16 protein-coding genes are annotated in these 17,715 nt (G+C 60.8%); 12 read left to right on the plus strand and 4 right to left on the minus strand.

Translation table 11 applies throughout. From position 1 onward, the window contains the following. Positions 1 to 372: 372 nt before the first annotated feature. Complete coding sequence (locus J5M72_RS28455) at positions 373 to 1,866, minus strand: CoA-acylating methylmalonate-semialdehyde dehydrogenase (RefSeq protein WP_169428735.1); 1,494 nt, start codon at positions 1,864 to 1,866, stop codon at positions 373 to 375. A gap of 75 nt (positions 1,867 to 1,941) precedes the next feature. After that, entirely contained in the window at positions 1,942 to 3,291 is a 1,350-nt protein-coding gene (locus tag J5M72_RS28460; protein ID WP_127796838.1) for an aspartate aminotransferase family protein, read from the minus strand. A gap of 139 nt (positions 3,292 to 3,430) precedes the next feature. Here J5M72_RS28460 and J5M72_RS28465 point away from each other — a divergent pair, with 139 nt between their 5' ends. From J5M72_RS28465 to J5M72_RS28490, 6 genes are all read left to right on the plus strand, one after another. Beyond that, positions 3,431 to 4,351, plus strand: coding sequence for a LysR family transcriptional regulator (locus J5M72_RS28465; RefSeq protein WP_007958517.1), 921 nt, complete (start codon positions 3,431 to 3,433; stop codon positions 4,349 to 4,351). Between the two features lie 94 nt (positions 4,352 to 4,445). Further along, on the plus strand, positions 4,446 to 5,096 hold the full coding sequence (locus J5M72_RS28470; protein ID WP_169428734.1) for a TetR/AcrR family transcriptional regulator: 651 nt from the start codon (positions 4,446 to 4,448) through the stop codon (positions 5,094 to 5,096). Between the two features lie 8 nt (positions 5,097 to 5,104). Then, entirely contained in the window at positions 5,105 to 5,686 is a 582-nt protein-coding gene (locus J5M72_RS28475) for a YigZ family protein (RefSeq protein ID WP_207868269.1), read from the plus strand. A 537-nt stretch (positions 5,687 to 6,223) separates the two neighbouring features. Beyond that, positions 6,224 to 7,774, plus strand: a complete 1,551-nt coding sequence (locus tag J5M72_RS28480) for an ABC transporter ATP-binding protein (RefSeq protein ID WP_207868271.1) — start codon at positions 6,224 to 6,226, stop codon at positions 7,772 to 7,774. A 12-nt stretch (positions 7,775 to 7,786) separates the two neighbouring features. Beyond that, positions 7,787 to 8,893 (plus strand): ABC transporter permease, encoded by a 1,107-nt coding sequence (locus tag J5M72_RS28485; protein WP_169428731.1) that lies wholly within the window; start codon positions 7,787 to 7,789, stop codon positions 8,891 to 8,893. Next, on the plus strand, positions 8,893 to 9,819 hold the full coding sequence (locus tag J5M72_RS28490) for an ABC transporter permease (RefSeq protein WP_207868273.1): 927 nt from the start codon (positions 8,893 to 8,895) through the stop codon (positions 9,817 to 9,819). The genes J5M72_RS28485 and J5M72_RS28490 overlap by 1 nt, the downstream gene beginning before the upstream one ends. Here J5M72_RS28490 and J5M72_RS28495 read toward each other — a convergent pair. Continuing rightward, positions 9,816 to 10,232 (minus strand): hypothetical protein, encoded by a 417-nt coding sequence (locus tag J5M72_RS28495; RefSeq protein ID WP_207868275.1) that lies wholly within the window; start codon positions 10,230 to 10,232, stop codon positions 9,816 to 9,818. The genes J5M72_RS28490 and J5M72_RS28495 overlap by 4 nt on opposite strands. 83 nt (positions 10,233 to 10,315) lie before the next feature. On the opposite strand from J5M72_RS28495, the gene J5M72_RS28500 reads away from it, so the two are divergent. From J5M72_RS28500 to J5M72_RS28510, 3 genes are all read left to right on the plus strand, one after another. After that, entirely contained in the window at positions 10,316 to 10,666 is a 351-nt protein-coding gene (locus J5M72_RS28500; protein ID WP_169428728.1) for a MerR family transcriptional regulator, read from the plus strand. Positions 10,667 to 10,702: 36 nt separating this feature from the next. Next, the gene (locus J5M72_RS28505; RefSeq protein ID WP_169432588.1) at positions 10,703 to 11,389 is read left to right on the plus strand and encodes an SDR family oxidoreductase; all 687 of its coding nucleotides are present in this window, start codon (positions 10,703 to 10,705) and stop codon (positions 11,387 to 11,389) included. A 256-nt stretch (positions 11,390 to 11,645) separates the two neighbouring features. Then, entirely contained in the window at positions 11,646 to 13,004 is a 1,359-nt protein-coding gene (locus J5M72_RS28510; RefSeq protein WP_207868276.1) for an 8-oxoguanine deaminase, read from the plus strand. 60 nt (positions 13,005 to 13,064) lie between these two features. Here the strand turns inward: J5M72_RS28510 and J5M72_RS28515 are convergent, their stop codons facing one another. Continuing rightward, positions 13,065 to 14,156 (minus strand): calcium:proton antiporter, encoded by a 1,092-nt coding sequence (locus J5M72_RS28515; RefSeq protein ID WP_207868278.1) that lies wholly within the window; start codon positions 14,154 to 14,156, stop codon positions 13,065 to 13,067. 287 nt (positions 14,157 to 14,443) lie between these two features. On the opposite strand from J5M72_RS28515, the gene J5M72_RS28520 reads away from it, so the two are divergent. The 3 genes from J5M72_RS28520 to J5M72_RS28530 all read left to right on the plus strand — a co-directional run bounded on the left by J5M72_RS28520 (position 14,444) and on the right by J5M72_RS28530 (position 17,595). Next, entirely contained in the window at positions 14,444 to 15,517 is a 1,074-nt protein-coding gene (locus J5M72_RS28520; protein WP_064593279.1) for a BMP family ABC transporter substrate-binding protein, read from the plus strand. A 78-nt stretch (positions 15,518 to 15,595) separates the two neighbouring features. Then, complete coding sequence (locus tag J5M72_RS28525; RefSeq protein WP_207868280.1) at positions 15,596 to 16,561, plus strand: 2-oxoglutarate and iron-dependent oxygenase domain-containing protein; 966 nt, start codon at positions 15,596 to 15,598, stop codon at positions 16,559 to 16,561. An 80-nt stretch (positions 16,562 to 16,641) separates the two neighbouring features. Then, positions 16,642 to 17,595, plus strand: coding sequence for an adenosine deaminase (locus J5M72_RS28530; protein WP_007958502.1), 954 nt, complete (start codon positions 16,642 to 16,644; stop codon positions 17,593 to 17,595). The last annotated feature ends 120 nt before the right edge of the window (positions 17,596 to 17,715 follow it).

Raw genomic sequence — 17,715 nt, forward strand, 5'->3', positions numbered from 1 at the left:
CAACTTCAACCACTTGCGCTTCCGATCTCTCGTCAGCGGGAGGCGAATTCTACAGCGTTACACGCTGCTGTCAACACCTCTTTTTCTCCGCTTTCGACCGAGAAGATCGAACCGTTGAAAGCGCCAGAAGAACCGGCATTTTCAACTCCCTCCAGGCTTCGATGATCTGAAGCAAACCGCTATCGAAAACCGTGTAACTCATTGAATCTCAAGGAGTTTTCCGTTTCGACTGCGCCGGAAGTGGGGCGAATTATAGACCTCCAGAATCTGCCGTCAACCCCTAATTTCACAAATCTGTCATATCAGTCAAAAAAGCCCGAAAACGAGAAGGCCGACCTTAAAAGGTCGGCCTTCTTTGCGTTGCCCTTCTACTTACAAGCTAGGGAATGCGAACTGCGAAGCTTCATGACTCGCACGCTGTGGCCAGCGCTGGGTGATCGCCTTGCGACGCGTGTAGAAACGCACACCATCGGGGCCATAGGCATGCAGGTCGCCGAACAGCGAACGCTTCCAGCCACCGAAGCTGTGGTAAGCCACCGGTACCGGCAATGGAACGTTGACGCCGACCATGCCGACTTCAATCTCGTCGCAGAACAGACGCGCCGCTTCACCATCACGGGTGAAGATGCAGGTGCCGTTGCCGTATTCGTGATCGTTGATCAGTTGCATCGCCTCTTCCAGGCTGTTCACCCGAACGACGCACAACACCGGTCCGAAGATCTCTTCTTTATAGATGCGCATCTCAGGGGTGACGTTGTCGAACAGGCAGCCACCCAGGAAGAAGCCTTCTTCATGACCGGCAACGCTCAGACCACGACCATCGACCACCAGGGTCGCGCCCGCCGCCACGCCGTCTTCGACATAACCGCTGACTTTGTCGCGGGCCTGACCGGTAACCAGCGGCCCCATGTCCAGACCGCAAGAAGTACCGGCACCGATCTTCAGCGCCTTGATCTGTGGAACCAGTTTGGCGACCAGTGCGTCCGCTACCTGGTCGCCCACACACACGGCCACCGAAATCGCCATGCAGCGCTCGCCGCAGGAGCCGTAAGCCGCCCCCATCAGTGCGCTGACCGCGTTGTCCAGATCCGCATCCGGCATCAGCACCGCGTGGTTCTTCGCGCCACCCAGTGCCTGAACGCGTTTGCCACGCTTGGTACCTTCGGCATAGATGTATTCAGCAATCGGCGTCGAGCCAACAAAACTCAGCGCTTTGACTTCCGGCGCTTCGATCAGCGCGTCCACCGCAGTCTTATCACCGTGCACTACACTCAGCACGCCTTTCGGCAGACCAGCTTCCAGCAACAGTTGTGCGATCAGCAGCGTCGAGCTTGGATCACGCTCGGACGGTTTGAGGATGAAGCAGTTACCGCAGACAATCGCCAGCGGATACATCCACAGCGGCACCATGGCCGGGAAGTTGAACGGAGTGATACCGGCCACAACGCCCAGCGGCTGGAAATCCGACCACGCATCGATGTTCGGGCCGACGTTGCGGCTGTATTCACCCTTGAGGATTTCCGGGGCTGCGCAAGCGAACTCGACGTTCTCGATACCGCGCTTCAGCTCACCGGCGGCATCTTCCAGGGTCTTGCCATGTTCTTCACTGATCAACTGTGCGATGCGCGCTTCGTTCTGCTCCAGCAGTTGCTTGAAACGGAACATCACCTGGGCACGTTTGGCCGGTGGCGTATTGCGCCAGGCCGGGAACGCAGCCTTGGCGGCATCAATGGCTTTCTGGATGGTTTCCTGGCTGGCCAGCGGCAGCTTGTGGATAGCCTGACCGGTGGACGGGTTGAACACATCGACCGCGCGGCCGTTCTCGGTCACCAGTTCGCCATTGATCAAATGCGGGATAACGCTCATCGAAAACTCCTGAATTCTTGTGCGCAGGCGCCCGCAAGGGCACCTGCTATTGGCGTATCTATATAGAAGGAAAAATCAGTCGAGCTTGTTCAGCACTTCGCCGACCGCGTCGAACAGACGATCAAGGTCTTGCGGCTTGCTGTTGAAGGTTGGGCCGAACTGCAGGGTGTCGCCGCCGAAGCGCACGTAGAACCCTGCTTTCCACAACGCCATGCCGGCTTCGAACGGACGCACGATGGCGTCGCCGTCACGGCCCGCGATCTGGATCGCACCGGCCAGACCGAAGTTACGAATGTCGATGACGTTCTTCGCACCTTTCAGACCATGCAAAGCGTTTTCGAAATGCGGTGCGACTTCGGCCACGCTCTGTACCAGGTTTTCCTTCTGCAGCAGATCGAGGGCTGCCAGACCTGCGGCGCAAGCCACCGGGTGCGCCGAGTAGGTGTAGCCGTGCGGGAATTCCACGGCGTATTCCGGGGTCGGCTGGTTCATGAAGGTCTGGTAGATCTCGGAGCTGGCAATCACCGCGCCCATCGGGATCGCGCCGTTGGTGACTTGCTTGGCGATGCACATCAGGTCCGGGGTCACCCCGAAAGTAGTGGCGCCGAACATGGTGCCGGTACGGCCGAAACCGGTGATCACTTCGTCGAACACCAGCAGGATGTTGTGCTGATCGCAGATTTCACGCAGGCGCTTGAGGTAACCCTGTGGCGGAACCAGCACGCCAGCGGAACCGGCCATCGGCTCAACGAACACCGCTGCGATGTTCGAAGCATCGTGCAGCTCGATCAGCTTCAGCAGTTCATCGGCCAGTGCGATACCGCCCTGCTCCGGCATGCCACGGGAGAAGGCATTGCTCGCCAGCAGAGTGTGCGGCAGGTGATCGACATCCATCATCGCCTGACCGAACAGTTTGCGGTTGCCATTGACACCACCAAGGCTGGTGCCGGCGATGTTCACACCGTGGTAGCCACGTGCACGGCCGATCATTTTGGTCTTGGTCGACTGGCCTTTCAGGCGCCAGTAAGCGCGGACCATTTTCACTGCGGTGTCGGCGCACTCGGAACCGGAGTCGGTGAAGAACACGTGATTCAGGTTGCCCGGCGTCAGGTCGGTGATTTTCTCCGCCAGCTGGAACGACAGCGGGTGGCCGTACTGGAAGCCCGGCGAGTAATCGAGGGTGCCCAACTGCTTGGCCACCGCTTCCTGGATTTCCTTGCGGGTATGCCCGGCGCCGCAGGTCCACAGACCGGACAGCGAGTCGTACACCTTGCGGCCCTTGTCGTCGATCAGCCAACTGCCTTCAGCACCGACGATCAAACGCGGGTCGCGCTGGAAGTTACGGTTGGCGGTGTACGGCATCCAGTGCGCGTCCAGCTTCAGTTGGCTGGCCAGTGGCGACGACGCGTTTTCAGGCATGTTCATCGGGCAAAACCTCGCAGGGCAATAAGCTTCAGGGAGATAGAAAGCGTTGTTGCAGCTAAATTGCCACGGGGATAAAGTCGGTGAAATCCAACTCTTCTAACCTCCAGTTAGAACTCTGCTAAACAATGAGAACAACAGCATGAGCAGTCGTCGCCCCGATCCACTGGCCCAGGTCAGTGACTTTGACATTCGCCTGTTGCGGATTTTTCGCAGCGTGGTGGAGTGCGGCGGCTTCTCGGCAGCAGAAACCGTGCTCGGCATCGGACGCTCTGCGATCAGCCAGCAGATGAGCGATCTGGAGCAACGCCTCGGCCTGCGTCTTTGCCAGCGCGGGCGTGCCGGTTTCTCCCTGACCGAAGAGGGCCGCGAGGTTTATCAGTCGGCGTTGCAGCTGTTGAGTGCACTGGAAAGTTTCCGCACCGAGGTCAACGGCCTGCATCAGCACCTGCGCGGCGAGTTGATCATCGGCCTGACCGATAACCTCGTCACCCTCCCCCACATGCGTATCACCCATGCACTGGCGCAGTTGAAGGAGCGCGGGCCGGACGTGCAGATCCAGATCCGCATGATTGCCCCCAATGAAGTGGAACAAGGCGTGCTCGATGGCCGTCTGCATGTCGGTGTGGTGCCGCAGGCCAGTGCGCTGTCGGGACTGGAGTATCAGCCGCTGTACAGCGAACGTTCGCTGCTTTATTGCGCGGTCGGCCATCCGCTGTTTTACGTCGATGACAAACAACTGGATGACGAACGCTTGAACAGCCAGGACGCCATCGCCCCGACCTTCCGTTTGCCGGCGGAGATCCAGGCGCACTATCAGGCGCTCAATTGCACCGCCAGCGCTTCCGACCGAGAAGGCATGGCATTCCTGATTCTGACCGGGCGTTACATCGGTTATCTGCCGGATCACTACGCCAGTCTCTGGGTGCAACAGGGACGGCTGCGTGCGCTCAAGGCCAGCACGCGGTTCTATGATTTGAGCCTGGCCTCGGTCACCCGCAAGGGCCGGCGTCCGCATCTGGTGCTGGAAAGTTTTCTCGAAAGCCTGGCCGCGACCCGCTGATGAGCGGCGTTTTATTGCCCGGGGCTTGTCGCAGGCCGATGGTTGCGCTATCAACGCAACTGGTTGCACCCCACAGACAAACCCGGAAGTGCCTATGACCTTTGAAGTCCCTGCCCACGGCGGTAAACCTGCCAGCCGCATTCGTCAGAAGAATGAAGAGACCATCATCAAAGCCGCCGAAGACGAATTCGCCCGTCACGGTTACAAAGGCACCAGCATGAATACCATCGCCACCAAGGCCGGGCTGCCCAAGGCGAACCTGCATTACTACTTCACCAACAAGCTCGGGTTGTACGTGGCGGTACTGAGCAACATCCTTGAGCTGTGGGACAGCACCTTCAACTCCCTCACGGCCGAGGACGATCCGGCCGAAGCGCTGACCCGCTACATCCGCGCGAAAATGGAGTTTTCCCGTCGCCAGCCACAAGCGTCGCGGATCTTCGCGATGGAGGTGATCAGCGGCGGCGAATGCCTGACCGAGTATTTCAACCAGGACTATCGCACCTGGTTCCAGGGCCGGGCCGCCGTATTCCAGGCGTGGATCGACGCCGGCAAGATGGACCCGGTGGATCCGGTGCACCTGATCTTCCTGCTGTGGGGCAGCACCCAGCACTACGCCGACTTCGCCAACCAGATCTGCCGGGTGACCGGTCGCAGCAAGTTGACCAAACAGGACATGGAAGACGCCGGCAACAACCTGATCCGCATCATCCTCAAAGGCTGCGGCCTCACTTCTTCTATATAAGTCGTTTTATGCCATTCACCCTCAGCGGCTTTTGCGAATTCCGCGAAGAGATTCGCAAAAGCCGTTTCATCACCTTCGCCGCGCCGATCGGCAGCCCTGCCGAGGCGCAAGCCTTCATCGAGCAGCACAGCGACTTGAACGCTTCGCACAATTGCTGGGCGTGGAAACTCGGCGATCAATACCGCAGCAACGACGACGGCGAACCCGGTGGCACTGCCGGGCGGCCGATTCTCGCGGCCATCGAAGCGCAGGATTGCGATCAGGTCGCGGTGCTGGTGATCCGCTGGTATGGCGGCATTCAACTGGGCACCGGTGGCCTGGCCCGGGCCTATGGCGGCGGTGCAAACAAGTGCCTGCAGGCAGCGCCGAAGATCGAGTTGATCAGTCGCGTGCCCGTGCGTTGCGCCTGCGCTTTCAGCGAACTGGCACTGGTGAAGTTGCGGGTGGCGGATCTCGGCGGTCTGGTGTTGGAGGAAAACTTCACCGCCAATGGTGTCGAGCTGCAACTGGCCGTGGGCGAAGCGCACATCGAGCTGTTGCAGAATCAGTTGGCCGACCTGAGCCGTGGGCGAATCCTGCTGCAGCGTTGAACCCTCGCCACGATTTAGGGCACAAGCCGATTGGCTCATACCCGGGACTTGCCCACATCCGCTGTGCACCCGGCTGTGGATAACCTGAGCACAGGAGGCTGTAACCCTTCTGTCACGTGGCTTTGCGGGATTTGTTCACTTTTCGTCCAATCGCCTGACACAACGAACAATTTCACATAAAAACAATCGCTTAGCGTTGTTTATCGCCTTTAGAAGAAAGCCCGGCAGTGCTTATGCCCGGGATTTTGTCTTGCGCACAAATACTGTGGAGCAACCTGTGGATAAGCCGTTCATGGCTGGCGCAGTCGCAGGTTCTGCATGGCTCCGGCGGGACTGGTCGTTTTTTGATCAGCCAGTTGCGGGCAAAACTGGAGCCTGATCAAAGGCTTTGCCCTCAAGTGGTGCCTCGCAAAACGTCGAAATCATTTCACAGGCTCTACGCCACAGGCTGGCAAACAGCGGCCTTCCGCGTTCCTGACTCAATGGCCAGGAAATTGCTTTATCCACAGGCACAACTCCAAGCGACCCGAGCCTGTCATGCCAAACCCCACGTCTACACCGCGCCTGCAACTGCGCCACATCAGCAAACGTTATCCCGGTTGCCTCGCCAATGACGCCATCGACCTGAGCATCGCCCCCGGTGAAATCCACGCGCTGCTCGGTGAAAACGGCGCAGGTAAAAGCACGTTGATGAAGATCATCTACGGCGTCATCCAGGCCGATTCGGGCGAGATGCTGTGGCAGGGGCAACCGGTGATCATGCGCAATCCGGCCCAGGCGCGGCAGTTGGGCATCGGCATGGTGTTCCAGCATTTCTCGCTGTTCGAGACCTTGAGCGTGGCGCAGAACATCGCACTGGCGATGGGCCCGGCGGCCGGTTCGCCGAAACGACTTGAGGCGAAAATCCGTGACGTGTCCCGCCGATATGGCATGGCGCTGGAACCCCAGCGACTTGTCCACAGCCTGTCGATCGGCGAGCGGCAACGGGTCGAGATTGTTCGTTGCCTGATGCAAGACATTCGCCTGCTGATTCTCGATGAGCCGACCTCGGTGCTCACGCCGCAGGAAGCCGACGAGTTGTTCATCACCCTGCGCCGGCTCGCGGCCGAGGGCTGCAGCATTCTGTTCATCAGCCACAAACTCGGCGAGGTACGCGCCTTGTGTCACAGCGCCACGGTATTGCGCGGTGGTCGGGTGGCCGGGCATTGCGTACCGGCGCAATGCACCGACCAACAACTGGCGCAGTTGATGGTCGGCGAGTCGGCGGCGCTGAGCGGCGAGTACCCGAAAGTCAGGGGCGGCGCAGCATTCCTGCAAGTCAGCGGATTGAACTGGCACAACCCCGATCCGTTCGGCTGCTCGTTGACCGACATCGACTTGCAGGTGCGCAGCGGTGAAATCGTCGGCATCGCGGGAGTGGCCGGCAACGGTCAGGACGAGTTGCTGGCATTGCTCAGCGGCGAGCAGACACTGCCCCGCGAATCAGCGGCAACCATCCATCTTCGAGAACACGCCGTCGCCGATCGGCGCCCGGATGCGCGACGCAGACTCGGCCTGGCGTTCGTCCCCGCCGAACGCCTCGGGCATGGCGCGGTGCCGGACATGAGCCTGGCGGACAACGCCCTGCTCACCGCCTTTCAACAAGGCCTGGTCAGCCACGGCTTGATCGAGCGCGGCAAGGTCGAAGCCCTCGCCCAAACGATCATCCAGCGCTTCGGCGTGAAAACCCCGGACACCCAGACCGCCGCCCGCAGCCTGTCGGGCGGCAACCTGCAGAAATTCATCCTCGGCCGGGAAATCCTCCAGCAACCGAAACTGCTGATCGCCGCGCACCCCACCTGGGGCGTGGACGTCGGCGCGGCAGCGGTGATTCATCGCGCCCTGATTGCCTTGCGCGATGCCGGTGCGGCGATCCTGGTGATTTCCGAAGACCTCGACGAACTGTTCCGGATCAGCGACCGCCTCGGCGCGCTCTGCGGTGGGCGACTTTCGGCGTTGCAGGACACGGCGTTGACCCGCCTCAGCGACGTCGGCGGCTGGATGGCCGGTCAGTTCGACACCCCTCAATCACAACCGGCCACGGTTTAACGGAGTTTTCCCATGTTGCTTTCCCTCGAACCCCGTGGTCGCCAATCGCGCCTGATGTTGTGGTGCTCGCCGGTGCTGGCGGCGGTGCTGACGCTGGTCTGCGGATCGTTGCTGTTCGTCGCCCTCGGCCATGATCCGCTGAAAACTTTGCATACCTTGCTGATCGCCCCGGTCAGCGACCTGTATGGCGTCTCCGAGCTGCTGGTCAAAACCTTGCCGATCCTCTTGTGTGCGCTGGGGCTGGCGGTGGCCTATCAGGCGCGGATCTGGAACATCGGCGCCGAAGGTCAACTGTTGCTCGGTGCGTTGGCCGGCAGTGCGCTGGCGGTGAACATCATCGATCTGCAAAGCCGCTGGGCGCTGGTACTGATCCTGCTCACCGGCACCCTCGCCGGCGCCGCGTGGGCCGGGCTCACCGCCTGGTTGCGCACGCGCTTCAACGCCAACGAAATCCTCACCAGCATCATGCTCAATTACATCGCGCTGAACCTGTTGCTGTTCTGCGTACACGGGCCGCTGAAGGATCCGGCCGGATTCAATTTTCCCGAGTCAGCAATGTTCAGCGATGCCAGCCGCCTGCCGCTGTTGATGGAGGACGGTCGGGCACACATCGGTGTGTATTTCGCCTTGCTTGCGCTGGTCGCAGTGTGGGTGTTGCTGCAGAAAAGCTTCGTCGGTTTCCAGATAAAAGTGTTGGGTCTGGACAAGCGCGCAGCGGGATTTGCCGGTTTTCGCGAGAAGCGGCTGATCTGGCTCGCGCTGTTGATCAGCGGCGCACTGGCCGGGCTGGCCGGTGTCTGCGAAGTCACCGGCCCGATCGGCCAACTGGTGCCGCAGGTCTCGCCGGGCTACGGCTATGCGGCGATCACCGTGGCGTTTCTCGGGCGGCTTCACCCCATCGGCATTCTGTTTTCAAGCCTGTTGATGGCGCTGCTGTACATCGGTGGCGAGAGCGCACAGATGACGCTGAATCTGCCCCAGGCGATCACCCAGTTGTTTCAAGGAATGATGCTGTTTTTCCTGCTGGCCTGTGACGTGCTGATCCTCTACCGACCACGCCTGAACCTGCGCTGGGTGCGGCGCACTTCAACCACCGCCGTAACCGCCGGAGCGCTGTGATGGATATCGATCTGCTGAGCAATATTTTCTACGCCATGGTGCGTTGCGGCACGCCACTGCTGCTGGTGGCGCTGGGCGAACTGATCTGCGAAAAGAGCGGCGTACTCAACCTCGGGCAGGAAGGCATGATGCTGTTTGGCGCGGTGATCGGTTTCATCGTCGCGTTCAACAGCGGCAACCTGTGGTTGGGCGTGGTGCTGGCGATGCTCGCCGGGATGCTGTTGTCGTCGCTCTTTGCGCTGGTGGCGCTGGTGTTCAACGCCAATCAGGTGGCGACCGGGCTGGCATTGACGATTTTTGGCGTCGGCCTGTCGACCTTTGTCGGCGCGGCGTGGGTCGGCAAACCGCTGGCCGGTTTCGAGCCGCTGGCCATTCCCTACCTGAGCGAAATCCCGCTGATCGGTCGCATGCTGTTTGCCCAGGATCTGCTGGTGTACCTGTCGTTCGCGCTGTTTGCGCTGGTGGCGTGGGTGATCGTGAAAAGTCGTGTCGGGCTGATCATTCAAGCGGTCGGCGAGAACCCGGACGCGGCCAGTGCCATGGGCTTGCCGGTGTTGATCGTGCGCACACTGGCGGTGCTGTTTGGCGGCGCCATGGCCGGGTTGGCCGGCGCATATCTGTCACTGGCGTATACGCCGATGTGGGCCGAGAACATGACCGCCGGCCGCGGCTGGATCGCGCTGGCGCTGGTGGTGTTCGCCAGTTGGCGGGTGTGGCGACTATTGCTCGGGGCGTATCTGTTCGGACTCGCCAGCATCCTGCACCTGGTGGCGCAGGGGTTGGGGCTGGCGATTCCTTCGAGCTTGCTGGCGATGCTGCCGTATGTCGCGACCATTCTGATGCTGGTGGTGTTGTCGCGAGATGCGCTGCGTACACGGTTGTATGCGCCGGTATCACTGGGGCAGCCGTGGCAGGCCGGTCATTAAGCCGTGACGGCTCGCGACAGCGGCCGAACCGGCAATGCCTGAGCAATGCCCCACGCCACTTCGAGAACCAGGAAACCCACCACCAACGAACTGGCGCCGTGGGCCAGGGCATACGTCATCCACGCGGCGAACAGAAACCGGGTCACCGCGTCGTAGCGCCCATAAACCGGCTGCGGATCACGAATCCGCAGCACCGCCCACATGCACACCACCGAACCGAACAGATTCGCCATCAACAAATGCGCAGGTTCGAACGGCGGCAGCTCGCCGGGCAGCTCCAGTGCCTGACTCAGCGTCGTCAACAACCCATGCAACACAGCAAAACTCCACGGCGTGACAAACGCCGCCGTCACGATCAGGTCATACCAGGCACTGCCGCGCACCAACTGCCGATACTGCGTTGAAGTCCACATCATCCTTGCTCCGAAAATTCAGGGAGCAACCACGGTAAAGCCTGGAGTATGCTCCAGGGTCAAACACTTTCGAGACCTGCAAGATGCGCATCGGTGAGTTGGCCCAGGCCTGCGATGTCAGCCGTGACACGCTGCGATTTTACGAGGAGCGCGGATTGATCGCGGCGCAACGCAGCGCCAACGGTTATCGCAACTATCCGCCGGAGATGGTGCAACTGGTGCTGTACATCAAGACGGCGCAGCGTCTGGGCTTTACCCTTGGCGAGATCGGCAGCAGCGTTGGCGCGCTGTGGCAATCGCCAAACCCCGACACCACCGTCACGCAACTGCTGCAAGACAAGCTCAAGCTGGTCGAAACCCGCATGGCCGAACTCGGCGAGCTGCGCCACGAATTGCAGCATCGGCTCGGTCAACGCTGTCCATTGAACCCGTGATCTTTCAACTTTCAAGGAAAGCCCATCATGTCCGCACTGAATCCTGCCAAGCACGCACTGATCATTGGCGCCTCCCGGGGCCTGGGTCTGGGCCTGGTGAAAACCCTGCTGGCCGACGGCTGGCAAGTCACCGCCACGGTTCGCAACCCTTCGAATGCCGAGGCGCTGAAAGCACTGGGCAACGTGCAGATCGAAAAACTCGACATGGACGACCAGCAAGCGGTGATCGCTCTGAGCCAGAAGCTCAAGGGCGAGACGTTTGACCTGCTGTTCGTCAACGCCGGGGTCAAAGGCCCTGAGGTGCAGACCCCGGGCGGCGCAACGCTGGCCGAAGTCGGTCAACTGTTCTTCACCAACGCCGTGGCTCCGATCAACCTGGCCCAGCGCTTCGTCGGGCAGATCCGCGATGGCAGCGGCGTGCTGGCGTTCATGAGTTCGGTGCTCGGCAGCGTGACCATGCCCGACGCGCCGGAACTGGCGCTGTACAAGGCCAGCAAGGCAGCACTGAACTCGATGACCAACAGCTTCGTCACTCAGTTGGGCGAGCAGAAACTCACCGTGCTGTCGCTGCATCCGGGATGGGTGAAAACCGATATGGGCGGCGAAGGTGCCGACATCGACGTGGAGACCAGCACCCGTGGCCTGGTGGATCAGGTGGACGCGTTTGCCGGCAAGGGCGGCCATCACTTTGTGAACTACAAAGGTGAAACCATTCCCTGGTAATCAACAGATTCCCAATGTGGGAGCGAGCCTGCTCGCGATGGCGGTGGATCAGTCAGGAGATATGTCCACTGACACTCCGCATCGCGAGCAGGCTCACTCCTACAAAGGGATTGTGGTGTCTGGTCGGGTTGAGCTTGCCCGTCGCAACATTTTGTTCGAAACTCCGCACCTCGCCCTTCGCGGCGACCCTGGATCAGCAGACAGGGCAACACTGAGCTGGCAACCCTGAACCCCACTTTCAGAGGAGCCGGCCACAATGCCTGCGACCCGTATCTGGTTAAAAAATCCCCTCGCCATTTTCACGGCCAACGGTCTCGATGCCCGTGGCGGTCTGGTGCTGCAAGACGGTGTGATCACCGAAGTGCTCGGCGCCGGCCTGCAACCGTCGACACCGTGCAATGAAGTGTTCGACGCCCGTGAACACGTGATCCTGCCGGGCCTGATCAACACCCATCACCACTTCTACCAGACCCTGACCCGCGCCTGGGCGCCGGTGGTCAATCAGCCGTTGTTCCCGTGGCTGAAAACCCTGTACCCGGTCTGGGCGCGCCTGACGCCTGAAAAACTCGCCCTCGCCAGCAAAGTCGCGCTGGCCGAGTTGCTGCTGTCGGGTTGCACCACCGCCGCCGATCACCATTACCTGTTCCCGGATGGCCTGGAAAACGCCATCGACGTGCAAGTCGAAACCGTGCGCGAACTGGGCATGCGCGCCATGCTCACCCGGGGTTCGATGAGCCTCGGCGAGAAGGACGGCGGCCTGCCTCCGCAGCAGACCGTGCAGGAAGGTCAGGTGATTCTCGACGACAGCCAGCGCCTGATTCACGAGTACCACGAACGTGGCGACGGCGCGCAAATCCAGATCGCCCTGGCGCCGTGCTCGCCGTTCTCGGTGACCCCGGAAATCATGTCCGCCAGCGCCGAACTGGCGAACAAGCTTGATGTGCGCCTGCACACTCACCTGGCCGAAACCCTCGACGAAGAAGACTTCTGCCTGCAACGCTTCGGCCTTCGCACCGTGGATTATCTGGACAGCGTCGGCTGGCTCGGCCCGCGCACCTGGCTGGCCCACGGCATCCATTTCAACCCCGACGAAATCGCCCGCCTCGGCGCGGCCGGCACCGGCATCTGCCATTGCCCGAGTTCGAACATGCGTCTGGCCTCCGGCATCTGCCCGAGCATCGAACTGACCGATGCCGGCGCACTGTTCGGTCTCGGTGTGGATGGTTCGGCGTCCAACGATGCGTCGAACATGATCCTCGAAGCGCGTCAGGCTCTGTACATCCAGCGCCTGCGTTACGGCGCCGAGAAGATTACCCCGGAACGCGTGCTGGGCTGGGCGACCAAAGGATCGGCGAGTCTGTTGGGCCGTACCGACATCGGCGAACTGGCGGTGGGCAAACAGGCGGATCTGGCGTTGTTCAAACTGGATGAACTGCGCTTCTCCGGCAGTCATGACCCGATTTCCGCATTGCTGCTATGCGGTGCGGACCGAGCGGATAGAGTGATGATCGGCGGCAAGTGGCGCGTGATTGACGGGCAGGTTGAAGGGCTGGATCTCAAAGGCCTGATTGCCGATCACAGTCAGGCGGCTCGGCAGTTGATCGCCGGCACCTGATCCAAGCGGAAGTCTGAATGTGGGAGCGGGCTTGCTCCCACATTTGGTTTTGTGATCGGCTCAGAGGCCCAGCAGCGACAACATGATGAACGTCGCAAACAGCACGAAGTGGGTCATGCCCTCGATGGCATTGGTCTCACCGTCATTGAGGTTGATCGCGCTGACGATCAGCGTGATGAAGATCATCACCGTCTGCACCGGCGTCATCGCCATCTGAAACGGCTGCCCCGTATAGAGCGCCATCGCCTCCATCACCGGTACCGTCAGAATCACCGTCGACAGAGAAGCCCCCATCGCAATGTTGACCACCGACTGCATACGGTTGGCCAACGCCGCACGCAACGCGGTCAGAATCTCCGGCGCTGCCGAGATCGCTGCCACCAGAATCGCCGTGATCACCGGCGGAGCACCCGTCCCTTCCAGGCCCAGGTCGAGGGTCTTGGACATCACCTCGGCCAGTGCGCCAATCACCACTACACCGAACACCAGAATACCGATCGACAGCGCCAGGCTGGCCGGTTTCGGCTCCTGCTCCACGGGCTCTTTCCTGCGGCGTTTGTCCGGGTAGCTATAGCTGAAAAAATAACTGTGCGGCCCGACCTGCATCCGCAGGAACAACGCGTAAAGCAGCACCATCGCGCCGATGGTGAACGCCGAATAAATTTTCCAGTTGGCCTCGGGAATGAACTCCGGCACCACCATCGACACGCCCATGGCGGTGAGGATCATCACGCTGTAACTGCGGGCCGAATCGTCGTTGTAGGACTGCTCGCCATGTTTGATCCCGCCCATCAGCGCGGCGAGGCCGAGGATGCCATTGATGTCGAGCATCACCGCCGAGTAGATCGTGTCGCGCACCAGCGTGGCCGAGGCTTCGTTGCGCATCATGATCGCCAGGATCACCACTTCCACCAGCACGGCGGCGAGCGTCAGGATCATCGTGCCGTAAGGGTCGCCGACTTTTTCCGCGAGCAGTTCGGCCTGATGGGCGACGCGCATCGAGGCGGCAACGATGAAGGCGATCAACACCAGCCCTGCTGTCAGGGCGACGACCTGGCCGCTGTGCAGCAACCAGTGCTCCATCGGATACGCGACGAGGGCGGCGATCAGGGCCAGCAGCAGAAAGCTTTCTTGCTTGAGGATCGTGAGCATGGCGAGCCTTTTGGCGCAGGGGTTCGAATGAACTACTGACTGCGGGGCGGCGCTAATGGTTCGTTACACCTTAGCGCACCAGTCGATGGCGTCCTTGTACGGACATGCACTTTTATTGGCCTTTACGGCCTCTTCGCGAGCAAGCCCGCTCCCACAGGGATCGCGGCGTTTTTGTGGGAGCGGGCTTGCCCGCGATGGGCGCGCCTCGGTTTCAAGCCAGATTGTTGTCCGCTTGGTCAGCCTTTTGCATTGCTCTCCCCACACACAACAAAAGGGAGTTCGCGTTCATGCAAAAACGTCCACTGCAAACACTGCTGTGCATCGCCATGGGCCTTGGCCTCAGCCTGAGCGCCAGTGCCGCCGATCCACTGAAAGTCGGCTTCGTCTACATCGGCCCCATCGGCGACCACGGCTGGACGTATCAGCATGAACAGGGGCGCAAGGCGCTGGCGGAAAAACTCGGCACACAGATCACCACCAACTACGTGGAAAACGTCGCCGAAGGCGCCGACGCCGAGCGGGTGATCCGCAACATGGCCAAGGACAATTACGACCTGATCTTCACCACCTCTTTCGGCTACATGAACCCGACGGTGAAAGTCGCCAAGCAGTTTCCCAAGGTGACCTTCGAGCACGCCACCGGCTACAAGCAGGACAAGAACCTCGGCACCTATCTCGCGCGTACCTACGAGGGCCGTTACGTCGGTGGTTTCCTCGCGGCGAAGATGACCAAGAGCAAAAAGATCGGCTACGTCGCCTCGTTCCCGATCCCGGAAGTGATCCGCGACATCAACGCCATTCAACTGGCCCTGAACAAGTACAACCCCGGCACGGAAATCAAAGTGGTGTGGGTCAACTCGTGGTTCGATCCGGGCAAGGAAGCCGACGCCGCCAACGCGCTGATCGACCAGGGCGTGGACGTGGTGTTCCAGCACACCGACAGCCCGGCACCGATCCAGGCCGCCGAACGGCGAGGTGTTTACGCCGTGGGCTACGCTTCGGACATGGCGCACTTCGGTCCGAAAGCGGTGCTGACTTCGATCGTCAACGACTGGGCGCCGCACTACATTCAGGCGACCCAGAGCGTGATCGACCACAACTGGAAATCCCAGGATTACTGGGGCGGGTTGAAAGAAGGTACGGTCGAACTGCCGATCAGTGATCTGGTGCCGGCACCGGTGAAGGCCGAAGCCGAGCAGATCATCGCCGACATCAAGAGCGGTGCCCTGCAGCCATTCACCGGGCCGATCAAGGATCAGGCCGGGGTCGAGAAAATCCCGGCGGGGGTCAGCGCCACCAACGCGGAACTGGCGTCGATGAATTACTACGTCGAAGGCATGAAGGCCGAGATGCCGAAGTAATTTTTTGTCAGCCACCCAAAACCCTGTGGGAGCGGGCTTGCTCCCACATTGGTTGTTCAGCGTATTCAAGGATTGTGTATGGATCAGCTTCCGATCATCGACATCTCTGCGCTCTACTCCGACGACCAGAACGCCTGGCCCGCCGTCGCCGAACAGATCGACCACGCCTGCCGCGAATGGGGCTTCTTCTATATCAAGGGCCATCCGATTTCTGCGCAGCGCATCGCCGCCCTGCTCGATCACGCGCAGCGCTTTTTTGCACAACCGGCCGAAGAAAAACTCAGGATCGACATCACCCAGACCCGCCATCACCGCGGCTACGGCGCCATCGCCACCGAACAGCTCGACCCGGACAAACCCAGCGATCTCAAGGAAACCTTCGACATGGGCCTGCACCTGCCGGCCGATCATCCCGAGGTGCTGGCGGAAAAACCCTTGCGCGGCCCCAATCGTCACCCGGCCATTCCCGGCTGGGAAGCGCTGATGGAACAGCACTACCGCGACATGCAGGCCCTGGCGCAAACCCTGTTGCGGGCCATGACCCTGGCACTGGGCATCGAGCGCGATTTCTTCGATACACGCTTCAACGAGCCGGTCAGCGTGCTGCGGATGATTCATTACCCGCCGCGCCACACCGCCAGTTCCGCCGAACAGCAAGGCGCCGGCGCGCACACCGATTACGGCTGCATCACGTTGTTGTATCAGGACACCGCCGGCGGTTTGCAGGTGAAAAACGTCAAAGGCCAGTGGATCGACGCACCGCCCATCGACGGTACCTTCGTGGTCAACCTCGGCGACATGATGGCGCGCTGGAGCAATGACCGTTATCGCTCGACCCCGCACCGGGTCATCAGCCCGCTGGGCGTGGATCGCTATTCGATGCCGTTTTTCGCCGAGCCGCACCCGGACACACGCATCGAGTGCCTGCCCGGTTGCCAGGACGCACAGCATCCGGCGAAATATCCGACCACCACCTGCGCCGAATTCCTGCTGTCGCGCTTTGCCGATACCTACGCCTATCGACGGGAACAGGAAGCGGTGTGATGGATCGGTTGGTCAGGTTTTGCCAATTGTTTCGGCGCGCATCTGTAGAATGCCGCCATTGCACCTGATGAGAAAAGAATATGTACGACTGGCTCAACGCCCTGCCCAAGGCTGAACTGCACCTGCATCTGGAAGGCTCGCTGGAGCCCGAGCTGCTGTTTGCCCTGGCCGAACGCAACAAGATCGCCCTGCCGTGGAGCGATGTCGAAACCCTGCGCAAGGCTTACGCTTTCAACAACCTGCAGGAATTCCTCGACCTGTATTACCAGGGCGCCGACGTGCTGCGCACCTCCCAGGACTTCTACGACCTGACCTGGGCCTATCTGCTGCGCTGCAAAGAGCAGAACGTGATTCACACCGAGCCGTTCTTCGACCCGCAGACTCACACTGACCGTGGTATCCCGTTCGAAGTGGTGCTCAACGGCATCGCCGCCGCGCTGAAGGATGGCGAACAGCAACTGGGCATCACCAGCGGTTTGATCCTGAGCTTCCTGCGCCACCTCAGCGAAGACGAAGCGCAGAAAACCCTCGACCAGGCGCTGCCGTTCCGTGATGCATTTGTCGCCGTGGGTCTGGACAGCTCAGAGATGGGTCACCCGCCGAGCAAGTTCCAGCGCGTGTTCGATCGTGCCCGTCACGAAGGTTTCCTGACCGTCGCTCACGCCGGTGAAGAAGGCCCGCCGGAGTACATCTGGGAAGCCATCGACCTGCTGAAAATCCAGCGCATCGACCATGGCGTGCGCGCCATCGAAGACGAGCGCCTGATGCAGCGGATCATCGATGAGCAGATCCCGCTGACCGTGTGCCCGCTGTCGAACACCAAACTCTGCGTGTTCGATCACATGTCGCAGCACAACATCCTCGACATGCTCGAGCGCGGCGTGAAGGTCACGGTGAACTCCGATGACCCGGCGTACTTCGGCGGTTATGTCACCGAGAACTTCCATGCGCTGCACACTCACCTGGGCATGACTCAGGATCAGGCCAAGCGCCTGGCGCAGAACAGCCTGGATGCACGGTTGGTGAAACCGTAACAGCACAAAGCCGTTCGAACACGCCCGTGTTCGAACGGCTTTTCAGGTGTCAGCGCACAACCGCTTCGGTCAACTCTTCCAGCGTCTTGCCCCGGGTTTCCATCCCGAACAGCCACACCA

Origin of the sequence: Pseudomonas sp. 58(2021), assembly GCF_017491585.1 — a bacterium.
GTDB lineage: Bacteria > Pseudomonadota > Gammaproteobacteria > Pseudomonadales > Pseudomonadaceae > Aquipseudomonas > Aquipseudomonas fluorescens_BT.